This window comes from Mesorhizobium sp. M1A.F.Ca.IN.022.07.1.1 (assembly GCF_003997575.1).
In the GTDB taxonomy this organism is placed as follows: Bacteria; Pseudomonadota; Alphaproteobacteria; order Rhizobiales; family Rhizobiaceae; genus Mesorhizobium.
In genome coordinates, this window is sequence record NZ_RZST01000129.1 from 1 (window position 1) to 14,935 (window position 14,935).

At 64.8% G+C, this 14,935-nt stretch carries 17 protein-coding genes; 7 read left to right on the forward strand and 10 right to left on the reverse strand.

The features are described 5' to 3' along the window. Nucleotides 1–2: 2 nt before the first annotated feature. Complete coding sequence (locus EOA75_RS16235; protein WP_067319618.1) at nucleotides 3–383, reverse strand: VOC family protein; 381 nt, start codon at nucleotides 381–383, stop codon at nucleotides 3–5. A 68-nt stretch (nucleotides 384–451) separates the two neighbouring features. Then, nucleotides 452–1,162 (reverse strand): YafY family protein, encoded by a 711-nt coding sequence (locus tag EOA75_RS16240; RefSeq protein WP_067319619.1) that lies wholly within the window; start codon nucleotides 1,160–1,162, stop codon nucleotides 452–454. A 124-nt stretch (nucleotides 1,163–1,286) separates the two neighbouring features. Here EOA75_RS16240 and EOA75_RS16245 point away from each other — a divergent pair, with 124 nt between their 5' ends. From EOA75_RS16245 to EOA75_RS16270, 6 genes are all read left to right on the forward strand, one after another. After that, a complete protein-coding gene (locus EOA75_RS16245) occupies nucleotides 1,287–2,345 on the forward strand; it encodes a class I SAM-dependent rRNA methyltransferase (RefSeq protein ID WP_127324658.1) in 1,059 nt (352 codons plus the stop codon). After that, nucleotides 2,346–3,206 carry an RNA methyltransferase gene (locus EOA75_RS16250; RefSeq protein WP_127324652.1) on the forward strand — a complete coding sequence of 287 codons (861 nt, stop codon included), beginning with the start codon at nucleotides 2,346–2,348 and terminating at the stop codon, nucleotides 3,204–3,206. Nucleotides 3,207–3,219: 13 nt separating this feature from the next. Next, a complete protein-coding gene (gene lspA / locus EOA75_RS16255) occupies nucleotides 3,220–3,708 on the forward strand; it encodes a signal peptidase II (RefSeq protein WP_127324653.1) in 489 nt (162 codons plus the stop codon). Between the two features lie 52 nt (nucleotides 3,709–3,760). Then, nucleotides 3,761–4,750, forward strand: a complete 990-nt coding sequence (locus EOA75_RS16260; protein WP_127324654.1) for an MDR family oxidoreductase — start codon at nucleotides 3,761–3,763, stop codon at nucleotides 4,748–4,750. A 143-nt stretch (nucleotides 4,751–4,893) separates the two neighbouring features. Further along, a complete protein-coding gene (locus EOA75_RS16265; RefSeq protein ID WP_095800575.1) occupies nucleotides 4,894–7,173 on the forward strand; it encodes a PAS domain-containing hybrid sensor histidine kinase/response regulator in 2,280 nt (759 codons plus the stop codon). Nucleotides 7,174–7,359: 186 nt separating this feature from the next. Further along, a complete protein-coding gene (locus EOA75_RS16270) occupies nucleotides 7,360–8,244 on the forward strand; it encodes a GNAT family N-acetyltransferase (protein WP_082953625.1) in 885 nt (294 codons plus the stop codon). 123 nt (nucleotides 8,245–8,367) lie between these two features. Here the strand turns inward: EOA75_RS16270 and EOA75_RS16275 are convergent, their stop codons facing one another. Both EOA75_RS16275 and grpE read right to left on the reverse strand, forming a co-directional pair. Next, nucleotides 8,368–9,000, reverse strand: a complete 633-nt coding sequence (locus EOA75_RS16275) for a trimeric intracellular cation channel family protein (protein WP_067318898.1) — start codon at nucleotides 8,998–9,000, stop codon at nucleotides 8,368–8,370. A 118-nt stretch (nucleotides 9,001–9,118) separates the two neighbouring features. Next, complete coding sequence (gene grpE, locus EOA75_RS16280) at nucleotides 9,119–9,769, reverse strand: nucleotide exchange factor GrpE (protein WP_127324655.1); 651 nt, start codon at nucleotides 9,767–9,769, stop codon at nucleotides 9,119–9,121. Between the two features lie 218 nt (nucleotides 9,770–9,987). Here grpE and EOA75_RS16285 point away from each other — a divergent pair, with 218 nt between their 5' ends. After that, nucleotides 9,988–10,188, forward strand: coding sequence for a hypothetical protein (locus tag EOA75_RS16285; protein WP_067318902.1), 201 nt, complete (start codon nucleotides 9,988–9,990; stop codon nucleotides 10,186–10,188). A gap of 40 nt (nucleotides 10,189–10,228) precedes the next feature. Here EOA75_RS16285 and EOA75_RS16290 read toward each other — a convergent pair whose 3' ends face one another. From EOA75_RS16290 to EOA75_RS16315, 6 genes are all read right to left on the reverse strand, one after another. Further along, complete coding sequence (locus EOA75_RS16290; RefSeq protein WP_127216994.1) at nucleotides 10,229–10,849, reverse strand: DJ-1/PfpI family protein; 621 nt, start codon at nucleotides 10,847–10,849, stop codon at nucleotides 10,229–10,231. A gap of 242 nt (nucleotides 10,850–11,091) precedes the next feature. Continuing rightward, nucleotides 11,092–11,625 carry a DUF934 domain-containing protein gene (locus tag EOA75_RS16295; protein ID WP_067318908.1) on the reverse strand — a complete coding sequence of 178 codons (534 nt, stop codon included), beginning with the start codon at nucleotides 11,623–11,625 and terminating at the stop codon, nucleotides 11,092–11,094. A 186-nt stretch (nucleotides 11,626–11,811) separates the two neighbouring features. Further along, nucleotides 11,812–12,576: a phosphoadenylyl-sulfate reductase gene (locus tag EOA75_RS16300; RefSeq protein WP_127324656.1), complete on the reverse strand. Its 765-nt coding sequence runs from the start codon at nucleotides 12,574–12,576 to the stop codon at nucleotides 11,812–11,814. Beyond that, a complete protein-coding gene (locus EOA75_RS16305) occupies nucleotides 12,551–14,221 on the reverse strand; it encodes a nitrite/sulfite reductase (RefSeq protein WP_127324657.1) in 1,671 nt (556 codons plus the stop codon). The genes EOA75_RS16300 and EOA75_RS16305 overlap by 26 nt, the downstream gene beginning before the upstream one ends. Before the next feature lie 39 nt (nucleotides 14,222–14,260). Then, the gene (locus EOA75_RS16310; protein WP_067318912.1) at nucleotides 14,261–14,566 is read right to left on the reverse strand and encodes a DUF2849 domain-containing protein; all 306 of its coding nucleotides are present in this window, start codon (nucleotides 14,564–14,566) and stop codon (nucleotides 14,261–14,263) included. Beyond that, the coding region (locus EOA75_RS16315) for an SAM-dependent methyltransferase (protein ID WP_245466650.1) at nucleotides 14,563–14,935 on the reverse strand (373 nt) is incomplete at its 5' end. The genes EOA75_RS16310 and EOA75_RS16315, both read right to left, overlap by 4 nt.

Below are 14,935 nucleotides of genomic sequence, written 5' to 3' on the forward strand. Positions count from 1 at the left end.
CCCTACTGCCCTGCTGCCTCGTTCGGCCAATAGACACGCAGCCGATGACCGTCGGGATCGAGCGCGACGAACGTGCGTCCGAAATCCATGTCGGTCGGTGCCTGTAGCATTCTCAGCCCCCGTTCCGCCCAGTCCGCATGCGTGGCGTCGACCGCGGCCGCATTCTCCATCGCAAGCACGAGCTCGCCCCCCCCGCCCGCGGCGGCGGCCGCCGGTTCAACCGTGTGACGCGACCACAAGCCGAGCTTGAAGCCGTTGTCGAGGACGAACATGGCGAAGGTGGGCGAGGCCTCTACCGGCTGGCGCCCGAGCAGCGAGGCGTAGAACGCGCCGCTCTTCTCGGGGCTGTCGACATAGAGGATGACGAAATTGGGCGTGGTCATGTCGGTCTCCAAGGTGTTGAACCTTGGCCAAGCTAGATCATCCCACTGTCAGATTCTGGCAGCAGCGATCAGCCAGTAGGCTCCTGCGCCGTTTTCAGGGCCGATTCATCGAGCGTCGCTCGCCATTCCTTGAGCATCGCCTGGCGGCGGCGCGGATAGCGGATCTCGGTGGCTGTGAGATCGGCCATGCGGTCGGCGCGGAAATGCCGGAAATCCTGGCGCAGCTCGCACCACGCCACCATCACCCGCACCTTGTCGAAGAAGCCGAGCGCGAACGGCCAGACCATGCGCTCAGAGGCCGCGCCGCCGGCGTCGCGGTAGAGGAAGCCGAGCTTGCGCTCGCTGCGGATCGCCTGCCTGACGATGCCGAGATCGATCGCCTCGCCGCTCGCTGAATTCGGCCCGACCAGCAGCGTCGTGGCGTCGAGATCGTCACGCAGATCGTCCGGCAAGACCGCCGCGATCTTGGACAACGCATCCGCCGCCGCCGCGGCCAGCCGCTTGTCCGGCTGTTTCGCCACCCAGCGCGAGCCGAGCACGATCGCCTCGACCTCCTCGTCGGTGAACATCAGCGGCGGCAGCATGAAGCCGGGCTTCAGCACATAGCCCAGCCCCGCCTCGCCTTCGATCGGCGCGCCCTGCCCCTGCAGCGTCGCGATGTCGCGATAGAGCGTGCGGATCGACACGCCCATTTCCTCCGCAAGCGTGCGGCCGCTGACCGGCCGGCGGTGGCGGCGCAGAATCTGGATCAGGTCGAGCAGGCGTTCGGAACGGGACATGACCGGAGACTTGCCCGTTTCTTCGGGCGAGGTCCATCGCATCGCGACAGAACAGCGCCGGACCATGCGGTTGCGAAGGTCATGGGCCTATGCCAAAAGCGGCGTGCCGTTCCGGAGATTGTTCTTGAAGTCCTTTCGCGACCGAAACCGCGACAACCGTCCGCGCCAGCCGGCGAATCCCCCCAGCCAGTCGCGGCTGCGGGAGGCGGCTTCGGCGGAGAGGTCGGAGCCGCATCATCGTCAGGAAGCAAAACCAGCGCAGCGCCCTCTTGCACGCCGCGAAGGCCCGTTGCCCGCCGAGCGCCTGCCGCTGATCCTCGAGGTTGCGCCCAACGCCGACTATGCTCTGCTGGACAGCGGCGCCGGCGAAAAACTGGAGCAGTATGGGCCCTACCGCATCGTGCGCCCCGAAGGCCAGGCTATCTGGCAGCGGGCGCTTCCCGCCAAGGAATGGCGGCGCGCCGACGCCATCTTCACCGGCGACACCGACGAGGAAGGCATCGGCCGCTGGCGTTTTCCAAAAACGCCGCTCGGCGAGACCTGGCCGATGAAGCATGACGGCATCGACTATCTCGGCCGCTTCACCTCATTCCGCCATGTCGGCGTCTTTCCCGAACAAGCCTCGCATTGGGACCACATGGCCGGCCTGATCGCCGCTGCAGGGCGACCGGTCAAGGTGCTGAACCTCTTCGGTTATACCGGCCTTGCCTCGCTGGTGGCGGCGCGCGCCGGCGCAGAGGTCACTCATGTCGACGCCTCGAAGAAGGCGATCGGATGGGCGCGCGAGAACCAGGAGAGAGCCGGCCTCTCCGACAAGCCGATCCGCTGGATCGTCGAGGACGCGGTTAAGTTCGCCGAGCGTGAGGAGCGCCGTGGCAGCCACTACGACATCGTGCTCTTCGACCCGCCCGCCTATGGCCGCGGTCCCAAGGGCGAAGTCTGGCAATTGTTCGAGGATCTGCCGGGCCTCACCGATCTCTGCCGCTCGATCCTGACGCCGAAGCCGATCGCCGTGGTGCTGACCGCATATTCGATCCGCGCCTCCTTCTTCGCCATCCATGCCTTGATGCGGGACGCCTTCGCCGGCATGGGCGGCACGGTCGAATCCGGCGAGCTGATCATCCGCGAGAAATCCGCCGGCCGCGCGCTGTCGACCTCGCTGTTCTCGCGCTGGGTGGCTTGAATGGTCCCGCATGATGGCGCCCGGCCCGTCGGGCAGGTCAAGGAAGTCACCAGCCTCGCCAATCCGCTGGTCAAGGACATCAAGGCGCTGGCGCTGAAGAAGTTTCGCGACCAGCAAAACGCCTTCATGGCGGAAGGCCTGAAGCTGGTCATCGACGCACTCGACCTCGGCTGGTCGATCAGGACGCTCGTCTTCGCCAAGGCCGGGCGCGGCAACACGGCGATAGAAAAGGTCGCGGCGCGCACTGTCGCCGCCGGCGGCACTGTGCTCGAAGTCTCGGAAAAGGTGCTGGCGGCAATCACCCGCCGGGAAAATCCGCAAATGGTCGTAGGCGTCTTCGTCCAGCAGACGCTGCCGCTGAAGGATATCCGCGCCACGGACGGCGACGTCTGGGTCGCGCTCGACCGCGTTCGCGATCCCGGCAATCTCGGCACCGTCATCCGTACCGTCGACGCCGTCGGCGCGAGGGGCGTCATCCTGGTCGGCGACACCACCGATCCGTTTTCGCTGGAAACCGTGCGCGCCAGCATGGGCTCGATCTTTGCCGTGCCGGTCGCGAAGGCGACGGAGCAGGCTTTTCTGGCCTGGCGGCGCGACTTTCCGGGCCTCGTCGCCGGAACGCATCTGAAGGGCGCGGTCGACTACCGGTCGGTCGACTTTTCGAGAGGCCCGGTGCTGCTGTTGATGGGCAATGAGCAGCAGGGCCTGCCCGACAGCCTTGCCGACAGTTGCGACCGGCTGCTCAGGATCCCGCAGGCCGGACGCGCCGATTCTCTCAATCTGGCGGTTGCCACCGGCGTCATGCTGTTCGAAATCCGGCGTGGCGCGTTGAAGCTCGACCCCACTGCCGACTCGCGATGAGGGCTGCGAAAACGTGAAATCCTGGTCCCCTTACGCCCTGCTGGTCGTGCTCGCTATCGCACTCGACCAGTGGATAAAACAGCTGGTGGAAAACGGCCTCGCCTTCCAGGAAAAGGTCGATCTGCTGCCTTTCCTGGCGCTGTTTCGCACCTACAACACCGGCATCGCCTTCTCGATGTTCTCCTCTTTCGGCGACACCGGCCTGGTGGTCATCGCCGCGCTCGTGGTCGCCTTCGTGCTCTATCTGGCGGTGCGCACGCCCGCCGGCCACGTCCTTGCCCGGATCGGCTTCGCCCTGATCGTCGGCGGCGCGCTCGGCAATCTGATCGACCGCGCGGTCTACGGCCACGTGATCGACTATATTCTTTTCCACACGCCGGTCTGGTCCTTCGCGGTGTTCAACTTTGCCGACGCCTTCATTTCGGTCGGCGCCGCGCTGGTCGTGTTCGACGAGCTGATCGGCTGGCGGCGGGAAACCAGGTCCCAGGATCCAGGCAATTGACCTGGCGCGGCCACCGCCGCAAATTTGTTTCAACCAAAACGAGGAGACGAAAGTGTCCGATACCTTTAAAGCCATCCTCGTTTCGCGCGACGCCGAAAAGAAGCAGTCGGTCGAGATCGTCGACCTCACCGAAGCTGACCTGATGGAAGGCGATGTCACCGTCGCCGTCGAGGCGACGACGGTGAATTACAAGGATGGGCTGGCCATCACCGGCAAGGCCCCGGTCGTGCGCCGCTGGCCGCTGGTGCCCGGCATCGATTTCGCCGGCACTGTCATCGAATCTTCGCACCCCGACTGGCGCAAGGGCGACAAGGTCATCCTCAATGGCTGGGGCGTCGGCGAGACGCATTACGGCGCCTTTGCCGCCCGCGCCCGCGTCAAGGGCGACTGGCTGGTGCCGCTGCCCGACGGCATGAGCCCGCATGATGCGATGGCAGTCGGCACCGCCGGCTATACGGCAATGCTCGCCGTGATGGCGCTGGAGCGGCATGGCATCGTGCCGGATCGCGGACCGGTGGTGGTGACGGGGGCCGCCGGCGGCGTCGGCTCGGTCGCCATCTCGATCCTCTCCACCCTCGGCTACCATGTGATCGCCTCGACCGGGCGCAATGCCGAAAGCCCCTATCTGATCGACCTCGGCGCGGCTGAGGTGATCTCACGCGACGAGCTCAGCCAGCCGGCCAAGCCGCTGGCCAAGGAACGCTGGGCCGGCGGCGTCGACTCGGTCGGCACCCATACGCTGGCCAACGTGCTGTCGATGACGTCCTATGGCGGCGCGATCGCCGCGTGCGGCCTGGCCGGCGGCATGGACCTTCCGACGAGCGTCGCCCCCTTTATCCTGCGCGGCGTCTCGCTGCTCGGCATCGATTCCGTCATGGCGCCGAAGGCGGTCCGCCTCGAGGCGTGGCGCCGCATTGGCGCCGACCTCGACCTCAAGAAACTGTCCACCCTGTCGCGCTCGATCGGCTTCGACGGCATCATCGGCGCCGCGCGGGACATCGTCGAGGGCAGGATCAGAGGCCGCGTGGTAGTCGATCTGTAGGGCAATCCCAGGAATAGCGTTCGGCGATTTCCCGTCCGAACTGCCCAAAACCAGGCAAAAACTGCCGGTTATCGGCACGGACGACTAAAATTCGAACGATCCGCCGCAATCTTCCATAATCTCTGTCTGGCAGGGTTTTCCGCATGCTCGCGGACTCCGACTTCAGACAGGACAGCAAAGCCGCAGGCGACGACGGACTGGGTCCTGACGCGCCGAAGCGGCAGGTGCTTGTCGCGCCGCCGCTGGTCCCCGCATTGCAAGCGGACAGTCATGAAGGCCTGCCGTTCCTGACGATCGTCGCCATAGTCGTCCTGGCCGGGCTGGCGCATCTCACCGGAGCGCCGATCTTCATCACCATAGGCCTCCTGGCGACGGGTCTGGGCGGCCTGATGATGCATCTGCGCAACCAGCGCGCCGAGCGGCGCACCGCCGCACTTCTCGACGAGACGGCGGCCCGTAGCCGCGCCGAGATCGAGACCCTCGCCGATCGCATGTGGGAGATGCAGGAGAGCGAAGAGCGTTTTCGCGGTCTGATCGATGCGCTCGGCGACCTCGTTGTCCATCGCGACCGCGACGGCCACATCGTCTACGCCAACAAGGTGTTCGCCTCGCTCGTCGAGATCGATCAGCGCGACCTCGCAGGCAAGACGCTTTCCGAGCTCGGCATCGACGTCGGCGTCGTGCCCGAGGCCGCCTTTTCGGATCATGAATGCCTGAGCTCCACCGATGTCGCCATCCGCACGCCGAACGGGCCGCGCTGGTTCTCCTGGATCGAGCTCTCGGTGCGGGACAGGGACACCGGTGCTGTTTCGCACCGGGCGATCGCCCGTGACATCACCGCCCGCAAGCGCGCCGAATCGTCGCTGATCACCGCCCGCGAGCGGGCCGAATACGCCAGCCAGGCCAAGTCGCGCTTCCTTGCCACCGTCAGCCACGAGATCCGCACGCCGATGAATGGCATCATGGGCATGGCGAAGCTGCTTGCCGACACCGACCTGTCGCCCGAGCAGCGTACCTATGTCGGCGCCGTCTCGACTTCCGCAAGCTCGCTGCTGGCGCTGATCGAGGATCTGCTCGACTACTCCAAGATCGAGGCCGGCCGCTTCGATCCCGAGCCGCAGCCGACATCACTGCGTGAGATCGCCGACAACATCATCGAGCTGCTGGCCGCGAAGGCCTTCTCCAAGACCATCGGCCTCGGCTGTCACGTCGAACCCGACGTGCCGCAGATGATCACCGCCGACCCCGGTCGCGTGCGCCAGGTGCTGCTCAACCTCATCGGCAATGCCGTCAAGTTCACCGACACAGGCGGCGTGCTGCTTACCGTCGCGCGCGCCAGCACCGAGAGCACCGACCGCATCCGCTTCACCATCGCCGACACCGGTCCGGGGCTGCGCGAAGAGGATATGGAGCGCATCTTCGAGGAATTCGAGCAATCCGACGGTACTTCGACCAGGGTGCACGGCGGCGCCGGTCTCGGCCTCGCCATCTCCAAGCGCCTGGTGATCGCCATGGGCGGCACGATCTCGGTTTCGAGCCGGCTAGGCGAGGGATCCGAATTCGTCTTCGACATTCCGGCGACCGCGGCAACCCAACCGCCACAGTATCGCCGGGACATCCTCTCGGGCCGACGCGCGGTGATCGTGTCCAAGAATGCCGTCGAGGCCGATGCCATCGCTCGCACCATCCGCGCGCATGGCGGTGCCGTCGAGATCGCGGCCACGCCGGACCAGGCCATTGCCTTCGCCGCCGGCTGCAACGTGCTTCTGGTCGACGCCGCGCTCGAGAACAGCGACGGCCGCCTGCTCAAGCGGCTGCGTCAGAGCGGTTTTGTCGACTGCCAGGCCATCACCCTGATCGCACCCGCCGATCGCGGCATGCTTGGCGAATTCCGCGCCAACGGCTACGCGACGTTCCTCGCCCGGCCGGTGCGCGGCGAAACGCTGCTGCGCGTGCTGTTGACCAGCCATGTGCCGGCACCCGCCGAGCCGCGGTCGGAACCGCGCGGCACCGCGTCCGTCCGCCGCCGCGACAAGGGCCTGTCCGTGCTGATCGCGGAGGACAATGACATCAACGCGATGCTTGCCCGCGCCACGCTGCTCAAGGCTGGACATCGCGTCAAGATCGTCAGCAACGGCAAGGCCGCGGTCGAAGCCGTCACCGACGCCGGCCTCAAGCATCGTTTCGATGTCGTGCTGATGGATCTCCACATGCCGGTGATGGACGGGCTGGACGCGATCGCCGCCATCCGCCGCCATGAGGAAGCGCTTGCCGTGCCGCCGATCCCGATCATGGTGCTTTCCGCCGACAGCCAGGAAAAGACGCGCCACACGGTTTTGGCCCACGGCGCCAGCGGCTTCGTCACCAAGCCTCTCGACCCCGATGCGCTCGTCCAGGCCGTCGAGAGCCAGGCAGCGGCGTAACGAATTTTTTAGACTTTCCGGAACGCCTTGGATTGCTTGGCTTTCGCAGCCATAAGATAGCCGGTTGAGGGTATTGCCCAGCCGACGAAGTATTGCCGGGATCGCCGTATCACGGTACTGTCACAATCCTGTTGCACCTACACCGTATCCCCGTGCCAAGAGGGATGGCTCGAAGGAGAATCACTCGTGCATACAGTCATGCCTGAATGCGATACTCGGCCGAACGCCAGCGCCCTTCTCGGCGCGCGTGCCGCCGACGCTTTCGCAAGCGGCGCACCGCTGGGCCGCATCGGCAACCTGGAAGTGCGGCTCGCCCGCAACGGGGCCGAGATCGCCGCCGCCCAGGAAGTGCGTTATCGGGTATTCTATGACGAGCTCGGCGCGAGGAAGGATTTGTTCCAGGCGCAGGATCGGCGCGATGCCGACCGCTTCGACCCGCTCTGCGATCATCTCCTGGTTTTCGACACCTCGCTTCCCGGCCCAGAGCACCGCCGTATCGTCGGCACCTATCGCCTGCTGCGGCAGGAGATCGCCACCGCGGCGGGCGGCTTCTACTCCGAGGGCGAGTTCGAGCTGACCAAGCTGGTGGCGCGCCATCCGGGCCAACGCTTCCTGGAACTCGGGCGCTCCTGCGTGCTGCCGGAATACCGCTCCAAGCGCACCATCGAGGCGCTCTGGCAAGGCATCTGGGCCTATATCAACCACTATGGCATCGGCGTGATGACCGGCTGCGCCTCCTTCCACGGCACCGTGCCGGCGGCGCATGCGGAGGCGCTTACCTATCTCGCCCATCACTGCCGCACCGACCAGGCCTGGGATGTCCGGGCGGTGGCCGGCCGCTACTGCTCGATGGACTTGATGCCGATCGAGGCGGTCAATGCCAAGGCCGCGATCGCCGCCATGCCGCCGCTCGTCAAAGGCTATCTGCGTGTCGGCGCCCGCATCGGCGACGGCTGCGTCATCGACCACGAATTCTCGACCGTCGACATTTTCGTCGTCATGCCGGTCAAGGAGATCGGCGCCCGCTACGTCAACTACTATGGCGGCGAAGGCCAGCGTTTCGCGGCGTGAGTCTGGCGAATAGCGAATAGCGAATAGCGAATAGCGAATAGCGAATAGCGAAGGAACTAACGATAGTAGGCTGACTACAACAGCCCTATTCGCTACTCTCTATTCGCTATTCGCTGTTTGCTATCACGGAATATCCTCCGGCCTTCGCCCGGGCCGGCTCTTATAGGCCGGGAACGACCAGCCGAATTTGAGCGCCCCGCCCCGCACCAGGAAGGCCGCCGCAAAGCCGAGCAGGCTGGATGGCAGGGCCGACATGCCAACGAGATCGCCAACCGTGAAGAGCGCTGCACCCGCAAGCGCCGCGGTGACATAGATTTCGGGCCTGAGCAGCACGGAAGGCTCGCCTGCGATCAGGTCGCGCAATATGCCGCCGAAGGTCGCGGTGAGCACCCCGGTGATGACCGAAACGACCGGGGAGCCGGTGATCGCCAGGCCCTTTGCAGCCCCCATCACCGCAAAGGCGGCAAGTCCGATCGCATCGAGCCAGAGCAGCAGCTTGTAGCGGGATTCCACACGATGGGCGCTGAAGAAGACAAGCACTGCCATCACGGCGCAGATCAGCACATAGCCGCTGTTGGCGACCCAGAACACCGGCAGGTTGAGAATGACGTCGCGCAGCGTTCCGCCACCAATGCCGGTGATGCTGGCCAGAAACAGGAAGCCGATGATATCGAGCTCTTTGCGTGACGCGGCAAGCGCGCCGGTCGCCGCGAAGACGGCGACGCCGGCATAGTCGAGCAGCTCGATGGGATTCATGGGCGAGCGAATAGTGATTGGCGAATAGTCAGTGCACAGTGAATATCACGAAGCGGTGCGGTTGGTACTGTCCCTGCCTATTCGCTATTCGCTATTCCCTATTCGCTATTGGCTCCCTTCACGCATCCTTCTCGGCCTGCTCGTTCACCGGACCCGGCTCGACCGGCGCTTCGGCGGCGGCGGCCTTTGGGCCGCCCTTGGAGACGCCGACCATCGCCGGCCTCAACACGCGCTCGCCGATCGAATAGCCGGGTTGCACGACCTGGACCACGGTCCCGGCCGGAACGTCGGGGTTGGGCACTTCGAACATCGCCTGATGGAAGTTCGGGTCGAACTTCTCGCCTTCGGGCGCAAGCTTCTTCACCCCGTGCCGCTCCAGCGCCGCCAGCATGGCGCGCTCGGTGAGGTCGACGCCCTCGATCAGCGCCTTGAAGCCGGCATCGCCGGAGACCTTGGCCTCGGTCGGAATGGCGTCCAGCGCGCGGCGCAAATTGTCCGACACCGACAGCATGTCGCGCGCGAAATTGGCCACAGCGTAGGTGCGTGCGTCATGTACATCACGCGCGGTACGGCGCCGCAGATTCTCCATTTCGGCAACTACGCGAAGCGCCCGATCCTTCAGTTCCTCGTTTTCCTTCAGCAACCGCACAAGCGCCTCATAGTCGCCGTCGACGCCGCCTTCCGCACGTTCGCCGGAAGCCCGGGCCTCGGAAGCCTGGCTGGCTTCGATTTCCTCGGGCGCGCGTTCGTCTTTTGCCTGGTCGCTCATCGCCGTTTCCCGTCATTCGGATTGGTTTGGATTTGCGCCCGATATCGAGGTTTAGGGGCCAAAAATCAAGGGGCAAGCACCGATGACGGCCCTTCCGCGATCGTTCCAAATTAATTCAAATTTTACCGTACCGGACGGCTTTGCTTGCCGCTAAGGGCCTATGCGGGAACCATTGCCGGGCTGCGAGAGTTTCGAAGCCGACACAGGATTTTGGGACCATGAAGGGCAACATCGGCGAAAGGCGCGCCAAGCTCGCCGACGATATCAGGCGACAGGTTGGCACCGAAGCGACCAAGCGCCTTCTGCGCACGCTTCCGGCATTTCGCCTGGAAAAAGAAGTGCCCAAGCAGTTCACGGATCTGCTCGACCGCCTGGACGGCGCCGAGACGGACAAGGCGGACGGCCAGCGGCAGCACTAGACCGCCCTTCCCCAGTTCCACAGCGTAAGGCGCTGAGGAGCTATGCGGCTCTGCGCTCGTCGCGCATCAGAGCCTCGCCATGACGGATCTCGGTGCCAAGCACCTTGAGGCACTCCCGCATGAACGACGCAAGGCCGGGCCATCCCTTTGCCGAAACCAGATTGCCGTCGACATGCGCGCCGGTCGGCGACACGTCGATATAGGTGCCCCCGGCAAGCGTCACTTCGGGCTCGCAATACTGCAGCGCCGCCACCTCCCTGCCGCGCACCACGCCGTCGACCGCGATCAGGATTTGCACACCGTGGCAGATGGTGAAGATCGGCTTGCCGGTCTCGTGGAAATGCCTGACCAGCGCCTGCACGCGCTTGTCGATGCGAATATATTCCGGCCCGCGTCCGCCCGCAGCGTAGACCGCGTCGTAATCGGCGGGATTCACCTCGGCGAATGTCTTGTTGAGGATATAGTCGTGGCCGAGCTTTTCCGTATAGGTCTGATGGCCCTCGAAGTCGTGCAGCGAGGTCTTGAGCACGTCGCCGGCCTTCTTGTCCGGGCAGACGACATGGACTGTGTGGCCGACCGCATGCATCGCCTGCTCAAAAACGAAAATCTCGTATTCTTCGCTGAACTCGCCAACGAGCATCAGTATCTTCTTGCCTGCCATGCCGTTTCCTCCTTTGCCGGCTGTTTATTTCGGAGCGCGAAATAATCACCGTATCCTAAGGGCAAGACGGCAAAAGAGAAAGTGAAATTCGCAGAAGTGGTCTGACCAGATTGTTGCAAAGAGGCGCGTAGAACTGAACCGACTGCGCCAAGACGTCAAAAGCAAGGTGCTTGGTCAGACCAAAGCTGCAGGCTCGCTTGGTTTACCGGATGGCTGCCTTCGGCGGTCAGCGCGGGGACGGCTCAGCCCGGGCGTTTGCGCCGCCAGGAATATTTCGGGCCCTTGGCTTCCGGCTCTACCGCCGGCTGGTAATAGACTGGCAAGCCTCCTGTGCGCCCTTCCTCCAGCCGCTTCAACAGCACCGGATTGGAGACCTCGAACTCGTCGAAGCCGAGCCGCAGCATATGCGGCAATTGATCGACCAGGACCTGGCCCGTGGCGCGCACCGCGCCTTTGAAGTTATGCCGGGTGCGCAGCAATTCGCCCTTGGAGAAGGAGCGGCCGTCGTTGAAGGCCGGGAAGGCAAGCGCCACCAGCGACAGCTGGTCGAGCAGGCCGACGATCTTGTCGAGCTCGTCGCCGGGGAGCAGGAGCACGCCGAGGCGCTCCTTGGCCGACCTGCGGATATCGTCATCGAGCCCGAGAAAGGCCTGCAACGGGAGGATGAAGCGGCCATTGCCGGCAAGCGCTTCGGCGCTCTCGGCATGGGTCCATTCGTCCTCGCGGAAACCGTTCGGGGTCCAGAGGCGGGTTTCCGATTTGGTCGGCTCAGTCATCAAAATTCCTAATGCCCTAAGATCCTAATGCCCTAAGAATGAAAGGATATGTCGCTGTTCAGGTCGGCCCGGAGTCGAAAATGGTGGCTTTCGAGAACGGGAGCGGAGCGTACTTCAACTACGCGAGCTCCGAAAGCGCAGGAACCCGCCATTTGCAGGCCGGCCTCACCTGAGTAGCGGCTGTCCTTAAAGTGATGCGTCGGTCAGCGACTTCTCCAGCCCCGACAGATGGATGCCGCACTCGGTCTTGGCGTGCCCCGCCCAGCGGCCGCTGCGCGCATCCTCGCCTGGCTGTACCGGCTGCGTGCAGGGGAAGCAGCCGATCGACAGATAGCCATAGGCGACCAGCGGGTTTTCGCGCAGCGCATGCGCGCGCATGTAGTCGGCCTGGTCGGATGTCGTCCAATGCGCGAGCGGATTGATGCGGATGCGCGAGCCGACGGCCTCGAAGACCGGGAGTGCCGCGCGCGTCGAAGCCTGGAAGCGCTTGCGCCCGGTGAACCAGGCGCGGAACGGCTCGACGCCACGCGCCAGCGGCTCGACCTTGCGCAGGTTGCAGCAGGCGTCGGTATCGGTCTCATGCAGCCGCCCGGTCGGATCGACGCGTTCGAGCGCCGCTTCGTTCGGCTTGATCACTCTGACATCGGTCAGGCCGAAATCGGCGACCAGCGCGTCGCGGTAGCCCAGCGTCTCCTCGAAATGCTTGCCGGTGTCGAGAAAGATCACCGGCAGCGAGCGGTCGATCTCGGCAATCATGTGCAGGAGGACTGCCGAATCGGCGCCGAAGGACGACACGGCGGCAACCTCGCCGCGGAAAAATTCACGCGCCGAGCGCTCGATGATCTCGATCGGCTTCAGATGGCCGAGCAGCGCGTCGAGCCCCGCCGCTTCCGCGGCAACGCCGGCCTCGACGCCGCCGATCCGGTCAAGCGGCCTTGGTTTCGCCAGCATAGAGCGCCTCCTTGAACGGCGCGGGACCGACACGGCGGTAGGCGTCGATAAAACGTTCACTGGGATTGAGCCGAAGGCCGAGATAGGTGTCGACGATCTGCTCGATGGCATCGGTGATTTCTTCCGAAGAGAAACCGCGGCCGATGATCTCGCCGACCGACGTGTTCTCGTCGGCCGAGCCGCCAAGCGTGACCTGGTAGAGCTCGGAGCCCTTCTTCTCCACGCCGAGAATGCCGATATGGCCGACATGGTGGTGGCCGCAGGCGTTGATGCAGCCGGAGATCTTCAGCTTCAACTCACCGATCTCGCGCTGCCGCTCCAGCGAGGCGAAGCGGCGCGAGATTTCCTGCGCGACCGGAATCGAACGCGCCGTGGCAAGCGCGCAATAGTCGAGGCCGGGGCAAGAGATGATGTCGCTGATCAGGTTGGAATTGGCCGTCGCCAAGCCGATCTCGACCAGCGCGTCATAGACGGCCTTGAGGTCGGCGCGCGCCACATGCGGCAGGATCAGGTTCTGCTCGTGACTGACGCGCAGCTCGTCGAAGGCGTATTTCTCGGCGATGTCGGCAACCGCCTCCATCTGGCTGTCGGAGGCGTCACCGGGCACCTCGCCGATGCCCTTGAGCGAGATCGTCACCGCCGCATAGTCGGGGTGGCGATGCGTTATGACATTCTGGTCGAGCCACTCCGAAAAACTCTTGGAATCGAGCCGCGCCTCGTTCACCTGCGCGTCGCCTTCCGGCCGGTCAGGCAATGCCGGCGGCGCGAAATAAGCATTGATCGCCTGGATGTCGGCGTCCGGCAGCTTCAGCTCCGCGTCCTTCAACTCCTGCCATTCGGCCTCGATCTGGCGGGTTATCTCCTCGACCCCGGTCTCGTGGACGAGGATCTTGATACGCGCCTTGTACTTGTTGTCGCGGCGGCCATAGAGGTTGTAAACGCGCAGGATCGCCGTGCAGTAGGACAACAGCTCGGCTTCCGGCAGGAAGTCGCGGATCTTCTTGGCGACCATCGGCGTGCGGCCCTGGCCGCCACCGACATAGACGGCAAAGCCCAGCTCGCCGGCCGCGTTCTTCTTCAGATGCAGCCCGATGTCGTGCGTCTGGATGGCGGCGCGATCACGCTCGGCGCCGGTCACCGCGATCTTGAACTTGCGCGGCAGGTACGAGAACTCCGGATGCACCGACGACCACTGGCGCAGGATCTCCGCATAGGGACGCGGATCGGCAACCTCGTCGGCGGCCGCGCCGGCGAAATGGTCCGCGGTGACGTTGCGGATGCAGTTACCGCTGGTCTGGATGGCATGCATCTCGACGCTCGCCAGATCAGCAAGGATCGCCGGGATGTCGGACAGCGCCGGCCAGTTGAACTGGATGTTCTGGCGCGTGGTGAAGTGGCCGTAGCCCTTGTCGTATTTGCGGGCGATGTGGCCGAGCATGCGCAATTGCCTGCTGTTCAGCGTGCCGTAGGGCACGGCGATACGCAGCATATAGGCGTGCAGCTGCAAATAGACGCCGTTCATCAGCCGGAGCGGCCGGAACTGGTCCTCGGTGATCTCGCCGGCAAGCCGGCGCTGCACCTGGTCGCTGAACTCGGCGACGCGGGCCTTTACGAAATCGTGGTCGAACTCGTCGTAACGGTACATGCTTCGTCTTTCAGGGCGCGTCCGCCCGCTTTCTTGTGTCTATGCCGCCCGTGCCGGAGCCGGGCTCGCCTGCTTGCCGAGGTCGGTGCGGATGGTGGGGCCCGCGGCGCGGATCTTCTCGCGCAGCCGCACCGGCTCGACCGCGCCGTTGATCACGGTCACATCGATCAGGTTGACGTCGACGACTTCGTTGTTGGCAGCGGCCGCGGCGCCGATGGCCTCGAGCCGATCCTCCGCCGCCTTGTCATGGGCGATGTCGGCACGAGTGACGGCCTCCGCCCAGCCGCCATCGGCGTACCAGACGGCGATACCGTCCGAGAGCCTGTTCGCGGTCAGAACCTTCATTGCTCAACTCCTTCGGCCGCTACGCCGGCCGTATCTTCACGCGTGTGCGCCGCAAGCGGCTCGGATTGTTCGAAATTGGCGCCGGCGACCGCGTCGCCGATGATGGTCATGACCGGACCGGTAAGATCGGCGCGCGCTTCCAGCGACGGCAGGTCGGCGAGCGTGCCGTGGAAGCGGCGGCGATTGCCAAGGCTGGCATTCTCCACCACGGCGACGGCGGTATCGGGCGACAGCCCGGCTTCGATCAGCCGACCGGCGACCTCGGCTGCGACCGAGCGGCCCATATAGACGGCGACGGTGGCGCCGGAAATGGCAAGTTTTGCCCAATCGGGCAGTGAGTTGCCCTTGAGGTCATGCCCGGTGGTGAAC

What these genes read in the sequence shown, in the direction of transcription:
- EOA75_RS16235 (WP_067319618.1), bottom strand. Translation starts at nt 383, where the DNA reads ATGACCACGCCCAATTTCGTCATCCTCTATGTCGACAGCCCCGAGAAG.
- EOA75_RS16240 (WP_067319619.1), bottom strand. Translation starts at nt 1,162, where the DNA reads ATGTCCCGTTCCGAACGCCTGCTCGACCTGATCCAGATTCTGCGCCGC.
- EOA75_RS16250 (WP_127324652.1), top strand. Translation starts at nt 2,346, where the DNA reads ATGGTCCCGCATGATGGCGCCCGGCCCGTCGGGCAGGTCAAGGAAGTC.
- EOA75_RS16265 (WP_095800575.1), top strand. Translation starts at nt 4,894, where the DNA reads ATGCTCGCGGACTCCGACTTCAGACAGGACAGCAAAGCCGCAGGCGAC.
- EOA75_RS16275 (WP_067318898.1), bottom strand. Translation starts at nt 9,000, where the DNA reads ATGAATCCCATCGAGCTGCTCGACTATGCCGGCGTCGCCGTCTTCGCG.
- grpE (WP_127324655.1), bottom strand. Translation starts at nt 9,769, where the DNA reads ATGAGCGACCAGGCAAAAGACGAACGCGCGCCCGAGGAAATCGAAGCC.
- EOA75_RS16285 (WP_067318902.1), top strand. Translation starts at nt 9,988, where the DNA reads ATGAAGGGCAACATCGGCGAAAGGCGCGCCAAGCTCGCCGACGATATC.
- EOA75_RS16290 (WP_127216994.1), bottom strand. Translation starts at nt 10,849, where the DNA reads ATGGCAGGCAAGAAGATACTGATGCTCGTTGGCGAGTTCAGCGAAGAA.
- EOA75_RS16295 (WP_067318908.1), bottom strand. Translation starts at nt 11,625, where the DNA reads ATGACTGAGCCGACCAAATCGGAAACCCGCCTCTGGACCCCGAACGGT.
- EOA75_RS16300 (WP_127324656.1), bottom strand. Translation starts at nt 12,576, where the DNA reads ATGCTGGCGAAACCAAGGCCGCTTGACCGGATCGGCGGCGTCGAGGCC.
- EOA75_RS16305 (WP_127324657.1), bottom strand. Translation starts at nt 14,221, where the DNA reads ATGTACCGTTACGACGAGTTCGACCACGATTTCGTAAAGGCCCGCGTC.
- EOA75_RS16310 (WP_067318912.1), bottom strand. Translation starts at nt 14,566, where the DNA reads ATGAAGGTTCTGACCGCGAACAGGCTCTCGGACGGTATCGCCGTCTGG.